This window comes from Micromonospora parathelypteridis, assembly GCF_014201145.1.
Lineage (GTDB): Bacteria > Actinomycetota > Actinomycetes > Mycobacteriales > Micromonosporaceae > Micromonospora > Micromonospora parathelypteridis.
In genome coordinates this window covers 5,394,542-5,415,975 of the sequence record NZ_JACHDP010000001.1, presented here as the reverse complement: position 1 = coordinate 5,415,975, position 21,434 = coordinate 5,394,542, and the positions used below count along the sequence as shown (strand labels likewise).

The 21,434-nt window shown below is 71.7% G+C and carries 20 protein-coding genes; 10 read left to right on the top strand and 10 right to left on the bottom strand.

Translation table 11 applies throughout. The features are described 5' to 3' along the window. Positions 1-120 precede the first annotated feature (120 nt). Positions 121-621 carry a metallophosphoesterase family protein gene (locus tag HNR20_RS24520; RefSeq protein ID WP_184184170.1) on the bottom strand — a complete coding sequence of 167 codons (501 nt, stop codon included), beginning with the start codon at positions 619-621 and terminating at the stop codon, positions 121-123. A 66-nt stretch (positions 622-687) separates the two neighbouring features. Continuing rightward, positions 688-2,520, bottom strand: coding sequence for a glycoside hydrolase family 15 protein (locus HNR20_RS24515; RefSeq protein WP_184184167.1), 1,833 nt, complete (start codon positions 2,518-2,520; stop codon positions 688-690). A 121-nt stretch (positions 2,521-2,641) separates the two neighbouring features. Between HNR20_RS24515 and HNR20_RS24510 the strand changes: the two genes are divergently transcribed. Next, entirely contained in the window at positions 2,642-3,229 is a 588-nt protein-coding gene (locus HNR20_RS24510) for a YflT domain-containing protein (RefSeq protein WP_184184164.1), read from the top strand. 51 nt (positions 3,230-3,280) lie between these two features. Here HNR20_RS24510 and HNR20_RS24505 read toward each other — a convergent pair whose 3' ends face one another. Both HNR20_RS24505 and HNR20_RS24500 read right to left on the bottom strand, forming a co-directional pair. Then, positions 3,281-3,868 (bottom strand): DUF1684 domain-containing protein, encoded by a 588-nt coding sequence (locus HNR20_RS24505; protein ID WP_184184161.1) that lies wholly within the window; start codon positions 3,866-3,868, stop codon positions 3,281-3,283. A gap of 33 nt (positions 3,869-3,901) precedes the next feature. Then, entirely contained in the window at positions 3,902-4,471 is a 570-nt protein-coding gene (locus HNR20_RS24500) for a TetR/AcrR family transcriptional regulator (RefSeq protein WP_184184158.1), read from the bottom strand. Positions 4,472-4,531: 60 nt separating this feature from the next. Here HNR20_RS24500 and HNR20_RS24495 point away from each other — a divergent pair, with 60 nt between their 5' ends. Continuing rightward, positions 4,532-5,020: an FBP domain-containing protein gene (locus HNR20_RS24495; RefSeq protein WP_184184155.1), complete on the top strand. Its 489-nt coding sequence runs from the start codon at positions 4,532-4,534 to the stop codon at positions 5,018-5,020. 28 nt (positions 5,021-5,048) lie between these two features. Here HNR20_RS24495 and HNR20_RS24490 read toward each other — a convergent pair whose 3' ends face one another. Continuing rightward, positions 5,049-5,582 (bottom strand): GNAT family N-acetyltransferase, encoded by a 534-nt coding sequence (locus HNR20_RS24490; RefSeq protein ID WP_184184152.1) that lies wholly within the window; start codon positions 5,580-5,582, stop codon positions 5,049-5,051. Positions 5,583-5,738: 156 nt separating this feature from the next. On the opposite strand from HNR20_RS24490, the gene HNR20_RS24485 reads away from it, so the two are divergent. The 3 genes from HNR20_RS24485 to HNR20_RS24475 all read left to right on the top strand — a co-directional run bounded on the left by HNR20_RS24485 (position 5,739) and on the right by HNR20_RS24475 (position 9,134). Further along, positions 5,739-6,221 (top strand): MarR family winged helix-turn-helix transcriptional regulator, encoded by a 483-nt coding sequence (locus tag HNR20_RS24485; RefSeq protein WP_184184149.1) that lies wholly within the window; start codon positions 5,739-5,741, stop codon positions 6,219-6,221. 10 nt (positions 6,222-6,231) lie between these two features. Next, positions 6,232-7,218: a pirin family protein gene (locus tag HNR20_RS24480; RefSeq protein ID WP_184184147.1), complete on the top strand. Its 987-nt coding sequence runs from the start codon at positions 6,232-6,234 to the stop codon at positions 7,216-7,218. Between the two features lie 326 nt (positions 7,219-7,544). Next, positions 7,545-9,134: a phospholipase D family protein gene (locus tag HNR20_RS24475; protein ID WP_184184144.1), complete on the top strand. Its 1,590-nt coding sequence runs from the start codon at positions 7,545-7,547 to the stop codon at positions 9,132-9,134. Here the strand turns inward: HNR20_RS24475 and HNR20_RS24470 are convergent. Continuing rightward, positions 9,083-9,835 carry a hypothetical protein gene (locus HNR20_RS24470; protein WP_184184141.1) on the bottom strand — a complete coding sequence of 251 codons (753 nt, stop codon included), beginning with the start codon at positions 9,833-9,835 and terminating at the stop codon, positions 9,083-9,085. The two genes, HNR20_RS24475 and HNR20_RS24470, sit on opposite strands and share 52 nt — an antisense overlap. Positions 9,836-10,212: 377 nt before the next feature. Here HNR20_RS24470 and HNR20_RS24465 point away from each other — a divergent pair, with 377 nt between their 5' ends. Further along, positions 10,213-11,037 (top strand): SigB/SigF/SigG family RNA polymerase sigma factor, encoded by an 825-nt coding sequence (locus HNR20_RS24465; protein WP_184184136.1) that lies wholly within the window; start codon positions 10,213-10,215, stop codon positions 11,035-11,037. Between the two features lie 116 nt (positions 11,038-11,153). On the opposite strand, the gene HNR20_RS24460 is transcribed toward HNR20_RS24465, so the two are convergent. The 3 genes from HNR20_RS24460 to HNR20_RS24450 are packed head-to-tail and all read right to left on the bottom strand — an operon-like array spanning position 11,154 to position 13,926. Next, positions 11,154-11,744: a GNAT family N-acetyltransferase gene (locus HNR20_RS24460; protein WP_184184133.1), complete on the bottom strand. Its 591-nt coding sequence runs from the start codon at positions 11,742-11,744 to the stop codon at positions 11,154-11,156. Further along, the gene (locus HNR20_RS24455; RefSeq protein ID WP_184184130.1) at positions 11,741-13,252 is read right to left on the bottom strand and encodes an APC family permease; all 1,512 of its coding nucleotides are present in this window, start codon (positions 13,250-13,252) and stop codon (positions 11,741-11,743) included. Before HNR20_RS24455 ends, HNR20_RS24460 begins: the two co-directional genes overlap by 4 nt. A gap of 47 nt (positions 13,253-13,299) precedes the next feature. After that, a complete protein-coding gene (locus HNR20_RS24450) occupies positions 13,300-13,926 on the bottom strand; it encodes a GOLPH3/VPS74 family protein (RefSeq protein ID WP_184188918.1) in 627 nt (208 codons plus the stop codon). Between the two features lie 183 nt (positions 13,927-14,109). Here HNR20_RS24450 and HNR20_RS24445 point away from each other — a divergent pair, with 183 nt between their 5' ends. From HNR20_RS24445 to hrpB, 3 genes are read left to right on the top strand one after another with little or no spacing between them, the layout of a single operon-like run. Continuing rightward, on the top strand, positions 14,110-14,934 hold the full coding sequence (locus HNR20_RS24445) for a helix-turn-helix domain-containing protein (protein ID WP_268240357.1): 825 nt from the start codon (positions 14,110-14,112) through the stop codon (positions 14,932-14,934). A gap of 41 nt (positions 14,935-14,975) precedes the next feature. Next, positions 14,976-15,176, top strand: coding sequence for a DUF397 domain-containing protein (locus HNR20_RS24440; protein ID WP_184184127.1), 201 nt, complete (start codon positions 14,976-14,978; stop codon positions 15,174-15,176). Between the two features lie 28 nt (positions 15,177-15,204). After that, the gene (gene hrpB / locus HNR20_RS24435) at positions 15,205-17,778 is read left to right on the top strand and encodes an ATP-dependent helicase HrpB (RefSeq protein ID WP_184188912.1); all 2,574 of its coding nucleotides are present in this window, start codon (positions 15,205-15,207) and stop codon (positions 17,776-17,778) included. Between the two features lie 8 nt (positions 17,779-17,786). On the opposite strand, the gene HNR20_RS24430 is transcribed toward hrpB, so the two are convergent. Further along, complete coding sequence (locus HNR20_RS24430) at positions 17,787-18,512, bottom strand: PP2C family protein-serine/threonine phosphatase (RefSeq protein WP_184184124.1); 726 nt, start codon at positions 18,510-18,512, stop codon at positions 17,787-17,789. Between the two features lie 262 nt (positions 18,513-18,774). Here HNR20_RS24430 and HNR20_RS24425 point away from each other — a divergent pair, with 262 nt between their 5' ends. Beyond that, complete coding sequence (locus HNR20_RS24425; protein WP_184184121.1) at positions 18,775-21,384, top strand: glycoside hydrolase family 9 protein; 2,610 nt, start codon at positions 18,775-18,777, stop codon at positions 21,382-21,384. The last annotated feature ends 50 nt before the right edge of the window (positions 21,385-21,434 follow it).

Below are 21,434 nucleotides of genomic sequence, written 5' to 3'. Positions count from 1 at the left end.
CCCCCTGCCCCACGCGATCTTGCACTTTCTGTCGCGACAGAAGCGCACATAAGGCACGAACCAGCGACAACAACTGCAAGATCGCGGGGTGGGGGTGGGGGTGGGGGGTAGGGACGGGGGTTAGAGGCGGGGTAGGCGGTGCAGCTCTACCTTGGTGGGGCGGCCGTTGTTGATTTCCGCGGTTAGGTAGGTGGCGTGGGGTTGGGAGCGGCGGTCGGTGGGTGAACCGGGGTTGAGCAGGCGCAGCCCACCAGGCGCCTCGGTGTCCCAGGGGATGTGCGAGTGCCCGAAGACGAGCAGGTCGACGTCGGGAAAACGGGCCGCACACCGCTCTTCGCGACCGGTTCGTGGCCCGGTCTCGTGCACGACGGCGACCCGCAGGCCGTCGAGTTCCACCCTGGCCACCTCCGGCAGCCGGGCGCGCAGCGCGGGGCCGTCGTTGTTGCCGTACACCCCGATCAGTCGGCGCGAGCGCACGGTCATCGCGTCGAGCAGCACCTCGTCCACCCAGTCACCGGCATGAACCACCACGTCCGCCTCATCGATGGCCGCCCAGAGGGGCCCGGGCAGATCCCGGGCCCGCTTCGGTACGTGGGTGTCCGCCGTGAGCACCAGCCGCATCCCGGCATTGTCCCCCGGCGGGCCCCGCCGTCACCGCACGCCACGGACTCCAGCGCCCACGACCCGCTATTCGGTACGCGTCGGGGTGAAGTGCGCCGGGGGCATGCCGCATTCGCGCAGCGCCGGGTCCAGCTCGACGTCGCTGAGCACACCGGCGGCGTTGATCAGGCCGATGTGCGAGAACGCCTGGGGGAAGTTGCCCAACTGCTCGCCGGTCGACGGGTCGATCTGCTCGGCGAACAACCCCAGGTCGTTGACCCGTCCCGCCAGCGCGCGGAACAGCTCATGCGCCCGGTCCAACTCACCGCCCAACGCGAGGCAACTCACCAGCCAGAACGAACAGATGACGAAGCCCGCCGGGTCGCCGTCCCAGCGCCGTAGCAGGCCGTTGTGTGAGAGCCGCCGCTCCACCGCGCGGATCGTCGCGCGCATCCGCGGGTCATCGGCCCGCAGGAACCCCACCAGCGGCATCACCAGCACCGACGCGTCCAACTCGTCGGAATCGAAAATCCCGGTGTACGACTGGAGCCGGTCGCTCCAGCCTCGCTCCAGCACCGCCGCCCGCACCTCGTCGCGGGCCGCCGTCCAGCGGGCCAGGTCCTCCGGCCCGCCGAGCCGGTCGCCGAAGCGGATCGCCCGATCCAGGGCGACCCAGCACTCCACCTTCGAGGACACGTGGTGGTGTTGGACTCCCCGCTCCTCCCACATCCCCGCGTCCGGCAGCTTCCAGTCCTGCTCGGCCTGGTCGGCGAGCACCCGGAGCAGGTGGTAGACGTCCGGGTCGAAGGGCTCCAGCTTGTCGCGCATCAGCCAGGCGGCATCCATGGCGGCGCCGTAGATGTCGCTCTGCCGCTGCTGCCACGCATCATTGCCGATCATCACCGGCGGGCTGTCGCGGTAACCGCCGAGCTGCGCCAGGCGATGCTCGGTGAGGTCCCGCTCCCCCAGCACCCCGTACATGATGGGCACCGGGCTGTCATCGACCCGGCCCATCGCCCGACCCAACCAGGCGAACTGCCGCCGCACCTCGTCGTAGCACGCCGACCGCCACAGAGCCCGCAGCGTGTGGCTGAAGTCGCGCACCCAGACGTAGCGGTAGTCGTAGTTGCGGTTCCCGCCGAGTTTCTCCGGCAGCGAGGTGGTCACCGAGGCCACCACCGCGCCGCTGGGCCGGTACGTCATGCCCTGCACCACCAGCCCGCTGCGCCGCACCTGATCGGCATAGAGGCCCTGGTACCCGTGGTCGTCGGCCCAGGACTGCCAGCCGGCGACGGTGTCGGCGATGGTCTGATCGGCGTCCGGTACCTCGGGCAGTGGAGCGTCGTAGGTAGGGGCGTACCCGAGCGAGAAGTTGTGGGTCGCGCCGGCGCGGACGATGAACGTCGCCGCGGCCTCGCCGTCGCCGGTCGTTAACCGCACGTCGCTGCGGAACGTGAGCCGCGCGGCCCCGGCGATGGCCTCCAGCATGTCGTCCCGCTCGGCCAGGTACGCGATGGTGCGCCCGTACTCGAAGCGCGGCCGGTAGTGCACCCGCACCGGCACCTCACCCGAGATGCCCTGCACGCTGCGGACCAGCACCTGCGGTGGGCGCATCCCGATGTCGTGGCCACGCGAGCCGGGCTCGAAGGCGAGCGCGTCGGTCAGCGCGACCTCCCCCTGCACGGTGCGGAAGACGGTCCGCAACACCAGGGTGTTGTCGAGGTAGCAGCGTTCGACGGTGAAGTCACCCTCGGGTCGGATCGACCAGTGCCCGGCGTCGTCGTCGAGCAGCCGCCCGAACACCGACGGGGCGTCGAACCGGCCCGGGCACCACCAGTTCACCGAGCCCGTGGTGTCCACCAACGCCGCGGTGCGGCCGTCGGCGAGGAACCCGTAATCGCTGATCTGTCCGCTCTCCACCTGACTGCCTACCCGGGCCGTCCGCGCGCATTCCCCCAGGAAGGGACAGCACTCGGCGTGCCCCCTGGCGTTACCGGTCGCCGTGCGCGGGAACCCGGGACGCTGACGAGGGAGGATGCTCATGACGTCAGCTTCGGGGCCGACCGCAGCGTGGCAGCCCGGCACACAAGGTGGCGACCTGCTTCCATCCGGTCCGGCCGGCCGCCTGTCAACGCCGTCCGGTGACGGCCACGGGCCGGAAAGCGGCCCGCCTACCGTGACGATCGGCTCGTACCCGGACTATCCGGCCGCGCAGCGCGTCGTCGACTATCTGGCCGACAACCGCTTCCCGGTGGAGCACAGTGCCATCGTCGGGACCAACCTCACCCTGGTGGAGACGGTGCTCGGGCGGATGACCACCGGTCGAGCCGGCCTGCTCGGCGCCGGTACCGGCGCCTGGTTCGGACTCTTCATCGGCCTGCTGTTCGGCATCTTCACCGTCGGCAACTGGCTGGCCGTGATCCTGGTCGGGTTGGTCATCGGCGCGATCTGGGGTGCCGTGTTCGGCGCGGTCGCGCACGCGATGACGGGCGGGCAGCGCGACTTCACCTCGGCCAGTTCACTGCGCGCCGGCCAGTACGCGGTGACCGTCGACGCGCAACTCGCCGACCAGGCCCGACAACTGCTGGCCCGGATGGGGATGCCCAGCGCGGCCACGAACGCCGGCTGAGCGACGATCGACCGGCCGCCCGTCCCGGCAGTACTCGGGGCGGGCGGCCGTTCAGTCGTGGTACGCCATCTCGCCGGCCCGCAGCGGCACGTCGACCCGGTTCTCCGGCGGTGCCAGTGGGCAGGCCCAGCGGTCGTCGTACGCGCAGCTCGGGTTGTAGAGGTAGTTGGCGTCCAGCCGGACCCGGTCGCCGGGCAGCAGCTCGACGCCCCGACCGAAGGTGCCCTTCACGGTGTCGGTGAGGTACCGGCCTCCCCCGTAGGTCTCCTGTCCGCAGGTGCCGTCGCGCAGCGGCACGAACAGCCCTCCCCCGTACGCCTCGATCCACCAGAGGGTCAACGGCCCCCACGGCGTGTCGGCCACCGCGACCCGTCGGTACGCGACCACGCCGTCCGGGCCGCCCGTGTCGACGCGCAGCTCGCCACTTGCCGAGCGCAGCGGCGCCTCCACCACGGCGTCCGGATTGGCGGGGAAGTAGCGCACTCCGGGGAAGTCAGCTCGGTCCGCCGTCGGGATCGGGCTCTGCGGGTGGGTGGCGAACAGCTCGTCGCGCCCCGCGCGGAACCCGGTCAGGTCGACGTCGGACAGGTACAGCCGGGCCACCCTCTCCCGCCAGTCGGCCAGCTCCAGATCATCCACACCACCGAGCCTATGCCGTCGTGGTGTCGCACCTCAGCGTGGCGGCCAGTTGGCCAGGACGGCGTCGAGGGCGTCCAGGGTGCGGGTCCACGAGTCGTCCGTGGCGCGCGGGGTGTGGCGGAACCCGCCGGTCTTCTCCAGGCTGACAAAGCCGTGGAAGGTGCTGTGCATCATCCGTACCGCGTCGGTCTGGTCGGGTTCGGCGAGCCGGTAGCCGCGCAGGATCGCCCGGGTCATCTCGGCGTGCCGGACGCCCGCGCTCGTGGCGGCCGTTTCCGGGTCGAGGTCGATCTGCATGGCGGCGTACCGGCCCGGGTGCTGCCTCGCGTAGTCCCGGTACGCGTCGGCGAACGCGACCAGCGCATCCTTGCCGGCACGGCCGGCCAGCGCGGCGGCGACCCGGTCGGCCAACTCCGCCAGTGCCAGCAGGGCGATCCTGACCCGCAGGTCCTGGGCGTTCTTGATGTGGAAGTACAGGCTCGCGTCCTTCACGCCGAAGTGGCGCGCGAGCGCGGCGACGGTCACGTTCTCCACGCCCACCTCGTCGGCCAGCTCGGCCGCGGCCAGCGTCAGGCGCTCGACGGTCACCCCTGCACGTGCCACGCGGCACACCCCAAACCTAGTGACGTTATTTGTTTGCCTAGGGTGGCTAGGCTACTACCTATGCTAGCCGTAACCGAATCCACCATCCGCGCGTCCTTCGTCAACACCACCCAGGGCGAGGCGAAGCGGCTGACCGTACCGAACGATCTTGAGATGCGCCCCTGGCACGACCTCGACTTCCTCGGCTGGCGGGACCCCGCCGCGCCGCAGCGGGCCTACCTGATCGCCGAGTCCGACGACCGACTGGTCGGGGTGGCGCTGCGCGCCGCGCCGCAGCAGACGGGACGTGTCCGGCGCAGCATGTGCTCGTTCTGCCTGACCACGCACACCGGCGACGGCGTCTCGCTGATGACCGCGCGCAAGGCCGGGTCCGGTGGGCGGCAGGGCAACTCGGTGGGCGCGTACATCTGCTCCGACCTGGCCTGCTCGCTCTACCTGCGGGGCAAGAAGCACGCCGGCCCCCGCATGCACGAAACCCTGACCCTGCCGGAGAAGATCGATCGGACCAGGACCGCCCTCGCGGCGTTCCTCCGCAAGGTCACCGAGTGACGGCGGCAGGCCCCCGACCGCTTTCCGACTAGCGGTCGGTGGCCAGGCGGGCGTGCAGGTGCTCGTCGTAGCGGCGGCCGTCGCCGTACCTGTACGACTCGCGCAGTGTCCCCTCGGCCGGGTAGCCGGCCCGGTCGGCGACCCGGCAGGAGGCCGGGTTGGCCACCGCGTGACACAACTCCACCCGGTGCAGCCGCAGGTCGGTGAATGCCCAGTCGGTGAGCCGGACGACGGCGCGTCCCGCCACCTGACGTCCGCGCGCCGCCGGCACCGTCCAGTAGCCGATGGAGGCGTCGCCGTCGTGGATGCGGTGCAGCGACACCGAGCCCAGCAGCTTGCCGTCGGCCGCCGAGGTCACCGCCATCGAGACGTGGCTGCCGGCGGACCAGTCGGCCCGGCGGCGGACCCAGAGCAGCGCGACCTCGTCGTCGATCGGGTCACCACCCTGCGGGTTCCACTGGGCGATGTCCGGGTCGTTCAGGGCATCGCGCACCGCTGGGGCGTCCTCCTCCCGCCAGGGACGCAGCAACAGGTCGGCGGTGGTGAGCTCCACATGTTCCACGAGGCCGGAGTCTGGCACACCACATCGCCGCACGCCTCTGAATTATCGCCACCTTCCTTCAAAGCTGCACGACTTGAGCCTCCGTTGACGAGGACGTGATCCACGCAACGCTCAACGGCATTATTTAAATTTTGAAAGAGTGCTACGGTCGTGGACATGACCGAGAGCCTGGACAGCATCCGAGGGGCCGCCTGGCGCGCCTACATCGAGGCCAGCCAGCGTCTCTACACCCAACTGGAAGAGGACCTGCGCGCCGACAGCGATCTCAGCTTCGCTGACTACCACGTGCTGGTCCTGCTCTCCGAGGCGCCGGGGCAGCGGCTGCGGATGGGCGAGCTGGCCAGCCGGCTCATCTTCTCGCCCAGCCGACTGACGTACCAGATCTCCTCCATGCAACGTCGAGGCATGGTCAGCAAGGAGCCCTGCCCGGACGACCGGCGCGGCAGCGAGGCTGTGCTCACCGCCGCCGGGCTGCTCGCGCTGTCCGAAGCCGCACCCCACCATCTGGCATCGGTGCGTACCCACCTGATGGACGACCTCGACGACGCCGAGGTCGCCTGCCTCACCCGGGTCTTCGACCGACTCGGTCACCGCCTGCGGGCGGCCCAGGTCACGTCGTCCTCCCACGCCACACGTTAAGGAGCATCCGATGCCCGCGATCACCGTCGACAACGTCGTTGTCCTGCCGCGCCTGCCCCGACTCGACGAGACCACCACGTTCCGCAAGGTCCGCAAGGTGACCACCGCGCCCACCGGCTTCGAGGGCGAGGGCTTCCCGGTCCGTCGAGCCTTCGCCGGGGTGTCGACCACCGACCTGGACCCGTTCATCCACCTCGACCAGATGGGCGAGGTCGACTACGCGCCGGGCGAGCCCAAGGGCACCCCGTGGCACCCGCACCGCGGCTTCGAGACCGTCACGTACATCATCGACGGCGTCTTCGACCACCAGGACTCGAACGGCGGCGGCGGCACCATCACCGACGGCGACACGCAGTGGATGACGGCGGGCAGCGGCCTGTTGCACATCGAGGCGCCGCCGGAGCACCTGGTGGTCAGCGGCGGGCTGTTCCACGGCACCCAGCTCTGGGTCAACCTGCCCCGCTCGGCCAAGATGAACCCGCCCCGCTACCAGGACATCCGGGGTCGGGAGTCGGCGCTTCTCACCACGCCCGACGGTGGCGCGCTCATCCGGGTCATCGCCGGTGAGATCGCCGGGCACCGCGGCCCGGGTTCGACCTTCACCCCGATCACCATCACGCACGTCACCGTGCAGCCGGGGGCGCAGGTCGACCTGCCCTGGCAGCCCGATTTCAACGCCCTGGTGTACGTGCTCGGCGGTCGCGGCACGGTCGGCACCGACCGGCGGCCGGTGCGCACCGGCCAGCTCGCGGTGCACGGTCCAGGCGACGCGTTGCGCTTCAGCGCCGACACCGCGCAGGACAGCAACACCCCGGCGCTGGACCTCTACATCATGGGCGGCAAGCCGATCCGGGAGCCCGTGGCGCAGTACGGCCCATTCGTGATGAACACCCGTGACGAGCTGGTCCAGGCGTTCGAGGACTTTCAGGCCGGGCGACTCGGCGTGATCCCCACCGAGCGGCTGCCGCACACGGGCGGCCAGGGCACCCGGCCCTGACCACACGCAACAACTGAGGTCGGCGTCGGCGCCTCCGGGTCACCCGGGGGCGCCGACGCCGCCTCAGGAGACCGCGAATATCCCGGCCACCCCCAGAATCACCATCACCAACACCGCTACCAGCGCACCCCGTTCGCTCTCCACCGCCGGCTCGCGGTACTCGGTCACGGGATTCGTCGTGTCGCGGGGCATAGTGTGGCCTCCTGGGCTGTTGTCGCGTCGCTTCCGATGGGCGTTAGCCAGGTCTCCGGTCGGCCGGGCTGGCGTGCGGACCCGCGTCGGGGGTCCTACCGTGAGGACGTTGCCGACCTCCAGGGGGCTGGACGTTGCCGTTGCAGGACTGGTTCCTCACCGCGCAGGAACGCGCCAACCCGGTCTCTGGGTTACCCGTCTGGACCACGGGAAACCTCGCCGAGCCGTTGATTCACGGTGCCGCCTACTTCGACCGACTGGTCGACGAGGTGGAGGCGCTGGGCCCCGGCGACCACCTGTTCTTCACCGACTGGCGGGGCGACCCGGACCAACGGCTGCGCCCGGACGGCCCGACCGTGGCCCAGCTCTTCGCCCAGGCGGCCCAACGCGGCGTGCTGGTCAAGGGACTGATCTGGCGCTCGCACCTCGACGCGCTCGCCTACAGCGAGGCGGAGAACCGCGACCTCAGCGAGACGATCTCAGCGGCCGGCGGCGAGGTGCTGCTCGACCAGCGGGTCCGGCGCGGCGGCTCGCACCACCAGAAGCTCGTGGTGCTACGACACCCGGGCGCACCGGAACGGGACATAGCGTTCGCCGGTGGGATCGACCTGTGTCACAGCCGACGCGACGACGCCGCGCACCACGGCGACCCGCAGCCGGTGCAGATGTCCCCCCGGTACGGACCCACCCCGCCCTGGCACGACGTGCAGCTCGCGGTGCGCGGGCCGGTCGTCGGGGCGTTGGACACCCTGTTCCGGGAACGCTGGACCGACCCGATGCCCCTGGACTCGGAGAACCCGATGGCCTACCTGCGGGATCGGTTGCGCGGCTCGGACCTGCGCCCCGACCCGCTGCCCGAGCAACCGGCCGATCCGCCGCCCTGTGGTCCGCACCAGATCCAGGTGCTGCGCACCTACCCCGCCGTCCGCCCGCGCTACTCGTTCGCACCCGACGGCGAGCGGACCGTGGCCCGGGGTTACACCAAGGCGGTACGCCGTGCCCGCCGACTCATCTACCTGGAGGACCAGTACCTCTGGTCGGCCGAGGTCGCGGACCTGTTCGCACGCGCACTGCGGGACAACCCGGAGCTGCACCTGATCGCCGTCGTGCCCCGGCACCCGGACGTGGACGGCAGGCTGGCGCTACCGCCGAACATGGTCGGGCGCGAGCAGGCGCTGTCGTTGTGCGAGCGGGCCGCCCCGGACCGGGTGCACGTGTTCGACGTGGAGAACCACGCCGGCGACCCGGTCTACGTGCACGCGAAGGTGTGCGTGGTCGACGACGTCTGGGCCAGCGTGGGCAGCGACAACTTCAACCGCCGATCCTGGACACACGACAGCGAGTTGTCGTGCGCGGTGCTCGACGACACCCGCGACCAGCGGGAGCCCACCGACCCCGCAGGTCAGGGCGACGGTGCGCGGGCCTTCGCCCGGGACCTGCGACTGCGGCTCTGGCGCGAGCACCTGGACCGTGACCCGGACGGCGCGGACGACGCCGACCTGCTCGACCCGGCGGACGCCGTCGCGGCCGTCACGGCCGCCGCCGACGCGCTGCAACAGTGGTACGACGACGGCCAGGTCGGCGAGCGGCCACCCGGACGGCTGCGCCCGCACCGCCCCGAGCGGCTGCCGTGGTACACCCGAGCCTGGGCGTTGCCGGTGTACCGGTTGGTCTACGACCCGGACGGCAGGCCGCTGCGGGCGAGACTCGCCGGCACCTGGTGAAGTGGTCGGGTCGGCTCCATCGCGCCGACGACCGGGTGCACGCTCAGCCCACCGGGGTACGCGAACGAGGAGCGCGGCGAGTAGTAGCCGAAGCCGATGCTCAGCGGGTTTGCCGGGCGGAGCGCGTACACCGGGTGCCCGGGCTGGAGGAACTCCACCGACTCGATCTCGAACGGGGCGACCGGCTCGGCGACGAACGGGTAGACCGAGCTGATGAGTTGGCCGTCGCGGCGCGTGAAGTAGCGGTGGTGCCCGCTGCTGATCACGTGACCGGTCTCCCCCACTCGGCACCGTGCCCGGATGAGCGGCGTCCCGTCGATCTCCGTCTCGGAGAGCAGCTCCTCGCCATCGAGGTCGAACCGGGTGCGGCCGGCGACGACCGGGGCACCGCGAGCGGCAGCGTACTCACGCACGCGCCGGCTGGAGGCCACGTAGGTGGTCCACCAGCCACCCGGGTTGAGCCCGCCGGGCGCGTCGACGCCCAGCAGCGATATACCGAGGTAGGTCAGTGAGTACGCGCCGAAGCCGGAGGTCTGTGTCTCGTCCTCGACGATGTACTGGTTGAGGAACACCTGCCGGTCGGGGCGGGGGCTCAGCCCGGGCGGAACCAGTGCGCTGACCGCGTCCGGGTCGGCCGGGAGCCAGCTGAAGTAGAGCGTGCGACTGTTCACGACGAGCTGGGGAGCGGCTGGATCGAGCACGGTGCCTCCGAACCGGATGTGTACACGCGACGCTACGGCGGGTCCCGCCAGCGGGACAACGACAGATAGGCGACACTCCTGCCCAGATGTCGGATTTCATCTTGACCGCTCGGCCTGAGCCGAGGGGACTGACCGGCGAGCCGGGTCACCGACCGGCGGCAGGGCGTGGCCCGGAAAACGGGTAAGGGTCATCACAACCCTCCCAACTTCTGTCCCATTTACCCCTTTTCTTACTCAACACCCCTTAAGTACATCAGCCTTTCGGCTAGATTTCGGGGAGACGATCAGGTTAAGGTGAGTCCCGAACGGCCCATTGGAAGCTAAACCAAAAGCGTTACGCCTTTTTGTCCGCGGACGAGGTGCAGGGAGGACCACCCATGACCGCGCCAACGATCACCGAGCAGCGGAGCACCGCTACCAAGGCCCCCGCCAAGCTTGACCCACGCGCTCTCACCGACAGCGCCGCAGACCTGCTGAACGCGATGGCCGCGCTGCCCGCGAACCACCCGTCCCGGGCCGCACTGCGGGACCGGGCGATCGAAGCCTGGCTGCCGCTGGCCAACCACCTGGCCCACCGCTACAGCGGGCGCGGCGAGCCGACCGATGACCTGGCCCAGACCGCTGCGGTCGGCCTGATCAAGGCCATCGACAAGTTCGACCCGTCCCGCGGCGTCGACTTCGCCGGGTACGCGATCCCCACCATCATCGGCGAGCTCAAGCGGCACTTCCGGGACCGCACCTGGGACATCCGGGTGCCCCGCCGGCTCCAGGAGCTGCGGCTGGCCATCTCCGACGCCAACAGCTCGCTCCTGCAGACCCTCGGCCGCTCGCCGACGGTCGCCGACATCGCCGCCCACCTCAAGCTCACCGAGGAAGAGGTGCTGGAGGGCCTGGAGGGCGCCCGCGCGTACAACGCGGTGTCGCTGTCCACCCCGACCGGTGACGGCGAGCGCGCCACCGAGCTGGGCGACATGCTCGGCGGCGAGGACAACGAGTTCGAGCTGGCTGAGCTGCGCGTCGCTCTCGGCCCGGCACTGGCCACCCTCGACGAGCGCGAGCAGAAGATCCTCACGCTGCGCTTCTACGGCAACCTGACCCAGTCGCAGATCGCCGACCAGATCGGCGTCTCGCAGATGCACGTCTCGCGGCTGCTGACCCGGGCGCTGACCAAGCTGCGCGGCCAGCTCGACGGCACGTACTGAGTATTTGATTCACGCGGAAGGGCCGGGTCCGTCGGACCCGGCCCTCTTGCGCGCCCGCGTTGTCACGCGTACGTGACACACCTTCGAAAGGCGCCCCGCCGAACGTCAACGGCGGGTCACCGACCGCCCGGCTCCCGCCACATCGGCCAGAACGGCGTCCCGTCGGGCACCCGGAACGGCTCGCCGGCCAGGTAGCTGTGCTTGGCATACAGGTCCCGGCTGCGCGGGCTGCTCGCCTCGAGGTACGCCGGCATCCCGTTGGCGTCCAGCCAGGCGTGGTGCTGCCGCAGCAGAGCGGTGCCCAACCCCTGACCCTGCCGGTCCGGCTGGGTCGCCAGGAACGCCAGGTGGTGGTGATCCGGATGCGGGTGGTTCGCCGCGAACAGCTCGTCGAGATGCTGGAACCGGTCGGTCCACTCGCCACAGGCGGCGGCCAGGCGGGCGTCGTAGTCCGCCGGCGGCGGGGACGGCTCCCCGACCGACGGGAACCAGACCGCGACCGAGGCCCGGTCCGCCGTGGCGTACACCATGCCGTGCCGCATCGCGTGCCCGACCAGGATCTCGAAGTCCCCCGCCAGCACGGCCTCCCGCTTGCTCGGGTCGGGCACCAGCCAGTACGTCACCTCAAGGGCCGTGAACGCCTCGGCGATCCGGTTGGCCACCAGGGCGGTCTCCTCCGGCCCGAGTTGCTCGATGGTCACGCTCATCGGGTCACCTCCACCGTGGCCGGCGCTTCCGGCTTCACCGCAGCGGTGGCGCTCGCCGCGCCGAGGCCGATCCGGGCGTACGTGTCCGGGCGGTTACCGCGCAGCACCAGCGCCCAGACGATGCCCAGCACGGCCGCCACCGGGTACACGGCCGGCAGCGCCCAGCGCAGGGTGGAGTCCGGCGCGACGCCGAGCAGGTTGGCGAAGTTCGACACGGCCAGCCAGATGATCACGAAGAGCGCGATGGTGGCCACACCGGGTGCGACGGCCCGCCGCCAGAGGTTCTCGCCGCCGCCGGAGCGGGCGAAGTAGACGATCACCGCCACCGAGGTGGTGGCGATCAGCAGCAGGACGCCGAACCCGCCGGTGGTGCCGCCCCAGAAGAACAGCTTGACCACCGGGTCCCAGCCGTTGACCGCGTACAGCAGGATGACCACCAGACCGAGGACGCTCTGCGCCACCGAGGCGGCGCGCGGCGCTCCGGTACGCACCGAGGTCTGCCCGAACACTGCGGGGAGCACCCGCTCCCGACCGAGCGCGAACGTGTAGCGGGCCGTGGTGTTGTGGAACGAGATCATCGCGGCCAGCACAGAGGTGAGGAACAACGCCTGCCCGATGGTGACGGCGGTGTCGCCGAGCTGGGCGGCGGCCAGGTTGAAGATCAGCTCGACGCCCTGCTCACCGGCCTGGGCGGCGATCTGGTCCGGCCCGACGGCGACCGTCATGGTCCAGGACGACAGCGCGTACAGCCCGGCGATGATCGCCACCGAGAGGTAGGTGGCCAGCGGAACCGTCCGCTTCGGGTCCTTGCTCTCCTCGCTGAAGACGACCGCGGACTCGAAGCCGACGAAGCCGAGGATGGCCAGCACCAGCACCGCGCCGACCCCCGGCACGAAGAGGTTGTCCGGCGAGAACGTGGCGAAGCTGACCTGACCGCCGGCCGGGTTGCCGATCTGCCCCAGGTCGAAGATGAGGATCACCACGATCTCGGCGATCAGCAGTGCGGCCAGGACCAGGCCGTTGAGGTCCACCCGGAGCAGGCCGAGCAGGCCGACCAACGCCCACGCCACCAGGGCCACGACGGCCCAGTGCGGGTGCCCGCCGAAGATCCGGTCGAGCACCGGCTCGGCCGCGATACCGATGGTGCCGTACAGCCCTACCTGCAGCGCGTTGTACGCGATCAGTGCGATCCAGGCCGCGCCGACGCCGGCCGGTCGGCCCAGTCCGCGGGAGATGTAGGCGTAGAAGGCGCCGGCGTTCTCCACCCTGCGGGACATCGCCACGTAGCCCACCGAGAACAGGGCGAGCACCGCGCCGACCAGCAGGAAGGCCAGCGGAATGCCGGTCACCCCGATGACGCCGTAGCCGGTGGTGACGACGCCGGCCACCACGGTCAACGGCGCGGCGGCGGAGAGCACGAAGAAGATCACCGAGGGGATCCCGAGACGGCCTCGGGCCAGGGCTTCGGAGACGTTGCTGGGTCGGTCGACTGTCGATGTCGGGGGCATGCGACTACTCCAGTTGTCGAGGCGAGGGGGTAGGGGTTGGCGGGGGATCAGGGGACGCCGCGCAGCACGGCGGCGCCGACGGCAGCCTCGGTGTGCCCGACGAGCTCCTTCAGGGGTGCCGGCAGCGCGGGGATGAGGAGGTTCAGCCGGTGGTGCGCTCGGGGGCCAGCGCTCCACAGCACCTCACGGGTCAGCCCCGCGGCCACGACCAGCCCGAGCAGGAGGGCGTCCGGCACACTCGGTGGGTCCGGCCGGTCGAGCAGGGCCCGCAGCCGGGTGGCCGGCCAGGCCACCGCGTTGAGGTCGATCGGCAGGTAGTTGACCGAGGTGCGCAGCAGCCGGCGGTTCTCCTGGCGGCGCAGCACACCGGCGCGGGCCAGCCGCTCCCCTACCGAGGTCGTCGCGCTCTGCGCCAGGAAGCTGAGCCAGGTACGCAGTTCCTGGTGCTGAAACTCGCCGATGAGTTGGTCGAGCACGGTGTGCGCCAGCGCGTCCGCTGGCGGTCGCCGGTCGATGACGGTGACCCGCCCCGACGAGACGGTGATGTGTCCATAGAGGAGCAACTCGCCGAGCAGCCCGCCGGCCAACCCGAGCCCGGTCGCGGCCGCATGCAGTTTGGCCTTGCCACGGCTGTCGTTGTGTGCGATCAGAAAGAACTCGTCGGCGATGAGCAACGGTCCTCCCACAACGGTGTGTCCACAGTGATCGCGACCGGGAAAGGATGCACCGACAGCTACTGCAACGCAACTCCCAGATTTGAAAGTTGCACTCCGTGCAGGCGCGACCTGCGGATCTTGTCGTGGCAGACTCGGACGGTGACCGCCACCCCCGCCATCCGACCCGCCGCCAGCCCTACCGTGCGCCGTCGACGCATCGCCCGGGAGCTCCGCCAGCTTCGGGAACGCGAGGGCATGACGCTCGATGTGGCCGCCCGCCAGCTCGACATGTCGAAGAGCAATCTCTCCCGGATCGAGAACGCGCAGATCGGCATCAAGCCGCGCGACGTCCGGGCGGCGCTCGCGCTCTACCAGGTGACCGGTTCGGACGCCGAGGCGCTGATCGAGATCGCCCGAGGGGCACAGCAGCGCGGCTGGTGGCAGAACTACAGCGACGTGCTGCCGGAGTGGTTCGAGTTCTATGTCGGGCTGGAGGCCGAGGCGGCGACGCTGCGCTCGTACGAGGCCGAGTCGGTGCCCGGGCTGTTCCAGACCGAGGCGTACGCGCGGGAGATCTTCCGGCGCACCGCGGGCGAGGACGGCCTGGAGCGCAAGGTCGCCGCCCGGCTGCGCCGCCAGGAGGTGCTGAGCCGCGAGGACCCGGTCCAGTTGTCGATGGTTCTCAACGAGGCGGTGCTGCTGCGCCCGGTTGGCGGCCCCGCGGTGATGGCCGAACAGCTGGCCCACATGAGTCGCATCGCGCAGTTACCCAACGTGAGAATCCAGGTACTTCCATTCGCGACCGGTGGGCATCCCGCGATGAGCACGCCGTACGTGATCCTCAACTTCGCCGATGCCGCCGACGCGTCCGTGGTTTACCTGGATAACCTCACGATGGGGCTGGCGCTGGAGGATGCCGATCATGTGCTCGGGTATAGCCTTCTGCACGAGGAGCTGTGCCGGATGGCGCTCGATCCAGCGGCGTCGTTGACCCGCCTCGAGGATGCTTCTCGTAACTTTGCGTGACCGCTTCTGCGGCACGCCGACGCAGACGAGAGGTAACGGGGATGACGGCGTACGACCTGACCCGAGCAGACTGGCGCACCAGCGCGCGCAGCAGTGGCAACGGCAACTGCGTGGAGGTCGCGACGACCAGCGGTCAGGTCGCTGTCCGGGACAGCAAGGACCGCTCCGGCCCGGTGCTCGCCTTCGGCCCGGTGGCCTGGCGGGCCTTCGTGCTCGGCGTCGGCGAGGTCCGTCGCCAGTGAGGCGCCCGCGCCGGTGCGAGACTGGGCCGTGCTCTCCGACGTAACCCTGGACCTGCCGGTACGCCCGGTGCTGCCGACGCTGGTCGCGGCGCTCGACGCGGCCGGGACCGGCGTCCTGGTCGCCCCACCGGGCACCGGCAAGACCACTCTCGCGCCGCTGGCCGTGGCCGACCGGGTGACCGGTCGGGTGGTGATCGCCCAACCCCGCCGGGTGGCGGCCCGTGCCGCCGCACGACGGATGGCGGAGCTGCTCGGCGAGCGGGTCGGCGAACGCGTCGGATACGCGGTCCGCGGTGAGCGCCGGGTCGGCCCGGCAACGCGGGTGGAGGTGGTCACCACCGGCCTGCTGGTCCGGCGGCTGCACCACGACCCGGAACTGCCCGGCACCGGCGCCGTGCTGCTCGACGAGGTCCACGAACGTCAGCTCGACGCGGACCTCGCGCTGGCCTTCACTGTGGAGGCCCGAGCCACCCTCCGGCCGGACCTGTGGCTGCTGGCGATGTCGGCGACCCCGGACACCGACCGGTTCGCCGCGTTGCTCGGCGGGTCCGTCCCGGCCCCGGTGGTACGGGCCGACTCGGCGCTGCACGCGGTGCAGCGGATCTGGGCACCGCCGGCACGCCCGATCGCCCCGCCCGGGGCCGGGCCGGTGGACCGGGCCCTGCTCGACCACGTGGCCGCCACCGTTCGCCGGGCACTGCGCGAGCACGACGGCGACGTGCTGGTCTTCCTGCCCGGGGCCGGCGAGATCGCGGCGGTCACCGGGCGGCTAAGCGACCTGCGGGACACCGTGGCGCTGCTGCCGCTGCACGGCCGTCAACGCGGCTCCGAGCAGGACGCTGCGCTGCGTCCCGCTGACCGGCGGCGGGTGGTGCTGGCCACCGCGCTGGCCGAGACCAGCCTGACCGTCCCGGGTGTACGGGTCGTGGTGGACGCCGGACTGTCCCGGGTGCCCCGCATCGACCTGGCCCGCGGACTCGGTGCGCTCGTCACCGTGCCGGTCTCCCGGGCCGCCGCCACCCAGCGGGCTGGCCGGGCTGGCCGGGAGGCCCCCGGGTACGTCTATCGCTGCTGGTCCGCGGCGACCCACGAGCGGCTGCCCGCCCGGGCCGAGCCGGAGGTCGCCACCGCCGACCTGACCGGCTTCGCGCTGGAGCTGGCCGCCTGGGGCCAGTCGGACGGCGTCGGGCTCGCGCTGCCCGACGTGCCGCCCGTCGCCGCGATGACGGTGGCCCGGGACACCCTGCGAACCCTGGGCGCGGTCGACGCCGACGGTCGGATCACCGCACGCGGTCGGTCGATCGCCGCCGCCGGCGCGCACCCGAGGCTGGCCCGGGCGCTGCTCGACGGCGCCGGTCGGGTCGGCGCCGACCGGGCCGCCGAGGTCGTCGCCCTGCTCGCCGAGGAGAGCGCGGCCGGCCCCGGTGACGACCTGGTCGCCGGCTGGCGTCGGCTGCGCGCCGGCGTCGACGCGGGCGCGACCGCCCGCTGGCGCACCGAGGTACGCCGGCTGCGCGCCGCGCTGCCCGCCGGCTCCCCGCCCGACGGCCGATCCGACAGCAGCCGAACCGACCGAGCGGGCGGCCCGGCGATCGGGGGACGAGCCGGCTCGGGTGGGCTGAGCGACGATCTCGCCGCCGGGTTGCTCGTCGGTCTGGCGTACCCGGAACGGTTGGCGCGGGTGCGACGGCCGGGCGGATCGGCGTACCTGATGACCGGCGGGACCGCCGCGGAGCTGGCGGCCGGGTCGGGGCTGGCCGGATCCGACTGGCTGGCGGTGGCCGTCGCGGACCGCACCCCCGGCACGCCGTCGGCCCGGATCCGCCGGGCCTCGCCGGTGGACGAGGCGACGGCCCGGGAGGCGGCCGGCCCGCTGCTGCGCACGAGCCGCGAGGTCGGCTGGTCCGACGGTGACGTGGTGGCGCGGGAGGTGACCCGGCTGGGCGCGATCGAGCTGCTCCAGCGGCGGCTGGACCGGCCGGACCGGGCGGAGGTCGCGGCGGCGTTGCTGACCGGTCTTCGCCAGGAAGGGCTGGGTTTGCTGACCTGGACGCCGGCGGCGCGGGCACTGCGCGAGCGGCTCGCGTTCCTCCGGCACCACCTGGGTGACCCGTGGCCGGAGGTCGGCGACGAGGCGTTGTTCGACGCCGCGCCGACCTGGCTGGGCCCGGAGTTGGCCGCCGGCCGGCGCCGCGCCGACCTGGCCCGGGTGGACGTCACGTCGGCGCTGCGCCGGCTGCTGCCCTGGGCGCAGGCCGCCCGCCTGGACGAGCTGGCCCCGGAGCGGATCGAGGTGCCGAGTGGCTCTCGGGTCCGGGTGGACTACACCGACCCGGTCGCGCCGGTGCTCGCGGTGAAGCTTCAGGAGACGTTCGGCTGGTCGACGGCACCCCGTGTCGGCGACGGGCGGGCGCCGGTGCTGCTGCACCTGCTCTCCCCCGCGGGCCGGCCGGTGGCGGTCACCGCTGATCTGGCGTCGTTCTGGCGCACCGGCTACCCGCAGGTCCGTGCCGAGTTGCGCGGGCGCTATCCCCGGCACCCGTGGCCGGAGGATCCGGTGACGGCGACGCCCACCCGGCACGCCACACCACGCCGACGCTGAGCGCCGGCCTACTCCTCCAGAACGTCGGCGACCACCACTGTGACGTTGTCCGGTGCGCCGGCGTGCAGTGCCAGGTCTATCAGCTTGCCCGTGCAGGCGGCCCGATCCGGGTAGTCGGTCAGCACCTCGGTGAGGGTGTCCGGGCGGACGACGTTGGAGAGGCCGTCGCTGCACAGCAGCCACCGGTCGCCGACCCGGGGCACCATCGTGGAGTACGACGGCGTGACCTCGTCGCCCTGCAGCGCCTGGGTGACGACTGCTCGGCGCGGGTGACTGCTGGCCTGGTCGGGGGTTATCACGCCCTGGTCCACCAGCATCTGGACGAACGTGTCGTCCCGGGTGATCTGCTTGAGCACGCCCTCGCGGAACAGGTAGGCCCGGGAGTCGCCGACGTGCGCGAGGGCCAGGCAGCTGCCGGTACGGGCGAAGAGCAGGGCGGTCAGTGTGGTGCCCATGCCCTGGCGCTCGGGATCCTCGGTGACCGCCTGGCGGATTCGGGAGGTGGCCAGCGCGATGCCACCTTCGAGCGCGGCGACCAGGGCGTCCTCGGGGGTTTCCACGTCCAGCGGGGCGACCGCGTCGATGGTGAGGGCACTGGCCAGGTCGCCGGCTGCCATCCCGCCCATGCCGTCGGCGACGGCGACGAGCCAGTTGCCGGCGTGCAGGGCGTCCTGGTTTCCGCTGCGGATCAGCCCACGGTCGCTCGTTCCCACGGAACGCAGCTTCAGGGTCATGGGAGGCAGCCTGCCAGGCGAAGGGCGCAGTTGTCTCTAGGAGATCAGGACGACGGCGCGTGGCGCGGCCAATCTCACGTCCCCCGCGTCGGCGCGTCGGCGCCCCCTGGAGGGCTGGCCGCCCTCGTCGGACGCCAAAAGCCATCCAACCAGATCAATTGACATGACGAACCGACGCTGGAAACATCGAGCCGATACCTGGGAGCGCTCCCAGGAATCGACCACCCCCACCGTCCCACTTCCCGTCCCGGAAGGACTCCCCGTGACGCCATCCCGACGCCGCCTCCTGCTGGCCGCGGCGACCACCCTGGCCCTCACCGGCGCGGGCGCCGGCGCGGCCCATGCCGACCCGCCACCGGACGCCCCCGAGCAGATCGACAACGGCGATTTCAGCGCCGGAGTGACCCCCTGGTTCTCCTACGGCACCGGCCCGCTCGCCGTCACCGACGGGCGGCTCTGCACCACCGTCGCCGGCGGGCTGGCCAACCCCTGGGACGCCGGTATCGGCCAGGACGGGGTGCCGCTGGTCGCCGGCGCCGAATACACCCTCGGCTTCGCCGTCTCCGCCACCCCCGGCACCGCGGTCAAGGCCGTACTGCAACTCGGCACCGCCCCCTACACCACGTACGCGGCCGTGGACGCCACCGCGACCGGCACCGCCCAACGGGTCGAGCAGACCTTCACCGTCCCGGACGGCAACCCCAGCGCCCAACTGATCTTCCAGGTCGGCGGCAGCGCCGAGACGCAGACCGTCTGCCTGGACGACGTCTCGCTGCGCGGCGGTGAACCACCCGAGCCGTACGAGCCGGACACCGGGCCACGGGTGCGCGTCAACCAGGTCGGCTACCTGCCCGGCGGTCCGAAGAACGCCACCGTCGTCACCGACGCCACCGAGGCGCTGCCCTGGCAGCTGCGCTCGGCCGGCGGCGCCGTCGTGGCCAGCGGCACCACCACCGCTCGCGGCGTCGACGCCGCCTCCGGGCAGAACGTGCACACGGTCGACTTCTCCAGCTACCGCACCGTCGGAAGTGGGCTGACGCTCACCGTGGACGGCGAGACCAGCCACCCGTTCGACATCTCCGGCGCTGTCTACCAGCAGCTCCGCTCCGACTCGTTGCAGTTCTTCTACGCCCAGCGCAGCGGCATTGCCATCGACGGCGACCTCATCGGCGACGAGTACGCGCGCCCCGCCGGCCACCTCGGCGTGGCACCCAACCAGGGCGACACCAGCGTGCCCTGCCAGCCGGGCGTCTGCGACTACTCCCTGGACGTGCGCGGCGGCTGGTACGACGCCGGCGACCACGGCAAGTACGTGGTCAACGGCGGCATCGCCACCTATCAACTCCTGAACACCTTCGAGCGGACCAGGACGGCGGCCACCGCGGCCGGCGGCGCCGCGCTGGGCGACAGCACGCTGCGGGTCCCGGAGCGCGGCAACGACGTGCCGGACATCTTGGACGAAGCCCGCTGGGAGCTGGAGTTCCTGCTCCGCATGCAGGTGCCGGCCGGCAAGCCGCTGGCCGGCATGGCCCACCACAAGATCCACGACCGCAACTGGACCGGCCTGCCGCTCGCCCCGCACGCCGACCCGCAGCCCCGCGAGCTGCACCCGCCGTCGACCGCGGCCACCCTCAACCTGGCCGCCACCGCCGCCCAGTGCGCGCGGCTCTACGCCCCCTACGACGCGACCTTCGCGGGCCGCTGCGCCACCGCCGCGAAGACGGCCTACACGGCGGCCAAGGCCAACCCCGCGGTGTACGCCAGCCCGAACGACAGCACCGGCGGCGGCGCGTACGACGACACAAACGTCACCGACGAGTTCTACTGGGCGGCGGTCGAGCTGTACCTGACCACCGGTGCGCAGAACTACCTGACCGACCTGACCGCCTCGCCGCACCACACCGGCAACGTGTTCGACCCGCGGGGCTTCGGCTGGCAGAGCGTCGCCGCGCTGGGTCGCCTCGACCTGGCCACCGTGCCGAACGGGCTGCCCGCCGCCGATCTGGCCCGGGTGCGCGCGTCGGTCACCACCGCCGCCGACGCGTACCTCGCCGAACTGCGCCGGCAGGCGTACGGGCTGCCGATGCCCGGGGACGCCAACAGCTACTTCTGGGGCGGCAACAGCAACGTCATCAACAACGCCGTCGTGCTGGCCACCGCCTTCGACCTGACCCGCAACGCCAGCTACCGCGATGGTGCGGTGCAGGCGGCGGACTACCTGCTCGGGCGCAACGCGCTGAACATCTCCTATGTCACCGGGTGGGGCGAGCACGCGGCGCAGAACCAGCACAGCCGGATCTTCGGCCACCAGCTCGACCCGAGCCTGCCCCGCCCGCCCGCCGGCTCCCTCGCCGGCGGTCCGAACGCGGCCCTGCAGGACCCGTTCGCGGCGCAACTGCTCGCCGGCTGCGCGCCGATGTTCTGCTACGTCGACGACATCAACTCGTACGCGACCAACGAGGTGGCGATCAACTGGAACTCGGCGCTGGTCTGGATCGCCTCGTACCTGGCCGACCAGGGTGACGCCGGCGCGGTGCCGGCCACCACCTGCGCGGTGCGCTACACCAACTACGGCACCTGGCAGGGCGGCACCGGGTTCACCGCGCAGGTGGCCGTGCACAACACCGGTGCCACGACCGTCAACGGCTGGAGCGTGCGGTTCGCGTTCACCGGCGACCAGCGGGTACGCGAGGCGTGGCTGGCGAAGGTCACCCAGTCGGGTGCGACGGTGACCGCGCGCAACGAGTCGTACAACGCGCGGATCTCACCCGGAGGCACGGTGACGTTCGGCTTCAACGCGACGACCTCCGGCGGTGCCAACCCCAACCCCGGCCTGGTCACCGTCAACGGCGCGGCCTGCTCGCTGACCTGACGCCACTCGTGGTGGTGGCCGCCCGCGGGGGCGGCCACCACCCCGGGCGG

Bases quoted from the DNA above. Each gene is read 5' to 3' on its own strand.
- HNR20_RS24520 (WP_184184170.1), bottom strand. From the start codon at position 621: ATGCGGCTGGTGCTCACGGCGGACACCCACGTACCGAAGCGGGCCCGG.
- HNR20_RS24510 (WP_184184164.1), top strand. From the start codon at position 2,642: ATGACGTCAGCTTCGGGGCCGACCGCAGCGTGGCAGCCCGGCACACAA.
- HNR20_RS24495 (WP_184184155.1), top strand. From the start codon at position 4,532: ATGCTAGCCGTAACCGAATCCACCATCCGCGCGTCCTTCGTCAACACC.
- HNR20_RS24485 (WP_184184149.1), top strand. From the start codon at position 5,739: ATGACCGAGAGCCTGGACAGCATCCGAGGGGCCGCCTGGCGCGCCTAC.
- HNR20_RS24480 (WP_184184147.1), top strand. From the start codon at position 6,232: ATGCCCGCGATCACCGTCGACAACGTCGTTGTCCTGCCGCGCCTGCCC.
- HNR20_RS24465 (WP_184184136.1), top strand. From the start codon at position 10,213: ATGACCGCGCCAACGATCACCGAGCAGCGGAGCACCGCTACCAAGGCC.
- HNR20_RS24460 (WP_184184133.1), bottom strand. From the start codon at position 11,744: ATGAGCGTGACCATCGAGCAACTCGGGCCGGAGGAGACCGCCCTGGTG.
- HNR20_RS24455 (WP_184184130.1), bottom strand. From the start codon at position 13,252: ATGCCCCCGACATCGACAGTCGACCGACCCAGCAACGTCTCCGAAGCC.
- HNR20_RS24440 (WP_184184127.1), top strand. From the start codon at position 14,976: ATGACGGCGTACGACCTGACCCGAGCAGACTGGCGCACCAGCGCGCGC.
- HNR20_RS24430 (WP_184184124.1), bottom strand. From the start codon at position 18,512: ATGACCCTGAAGCTGCGTTCCGTGGGAACGAGCGACCGTGGGCTGATC.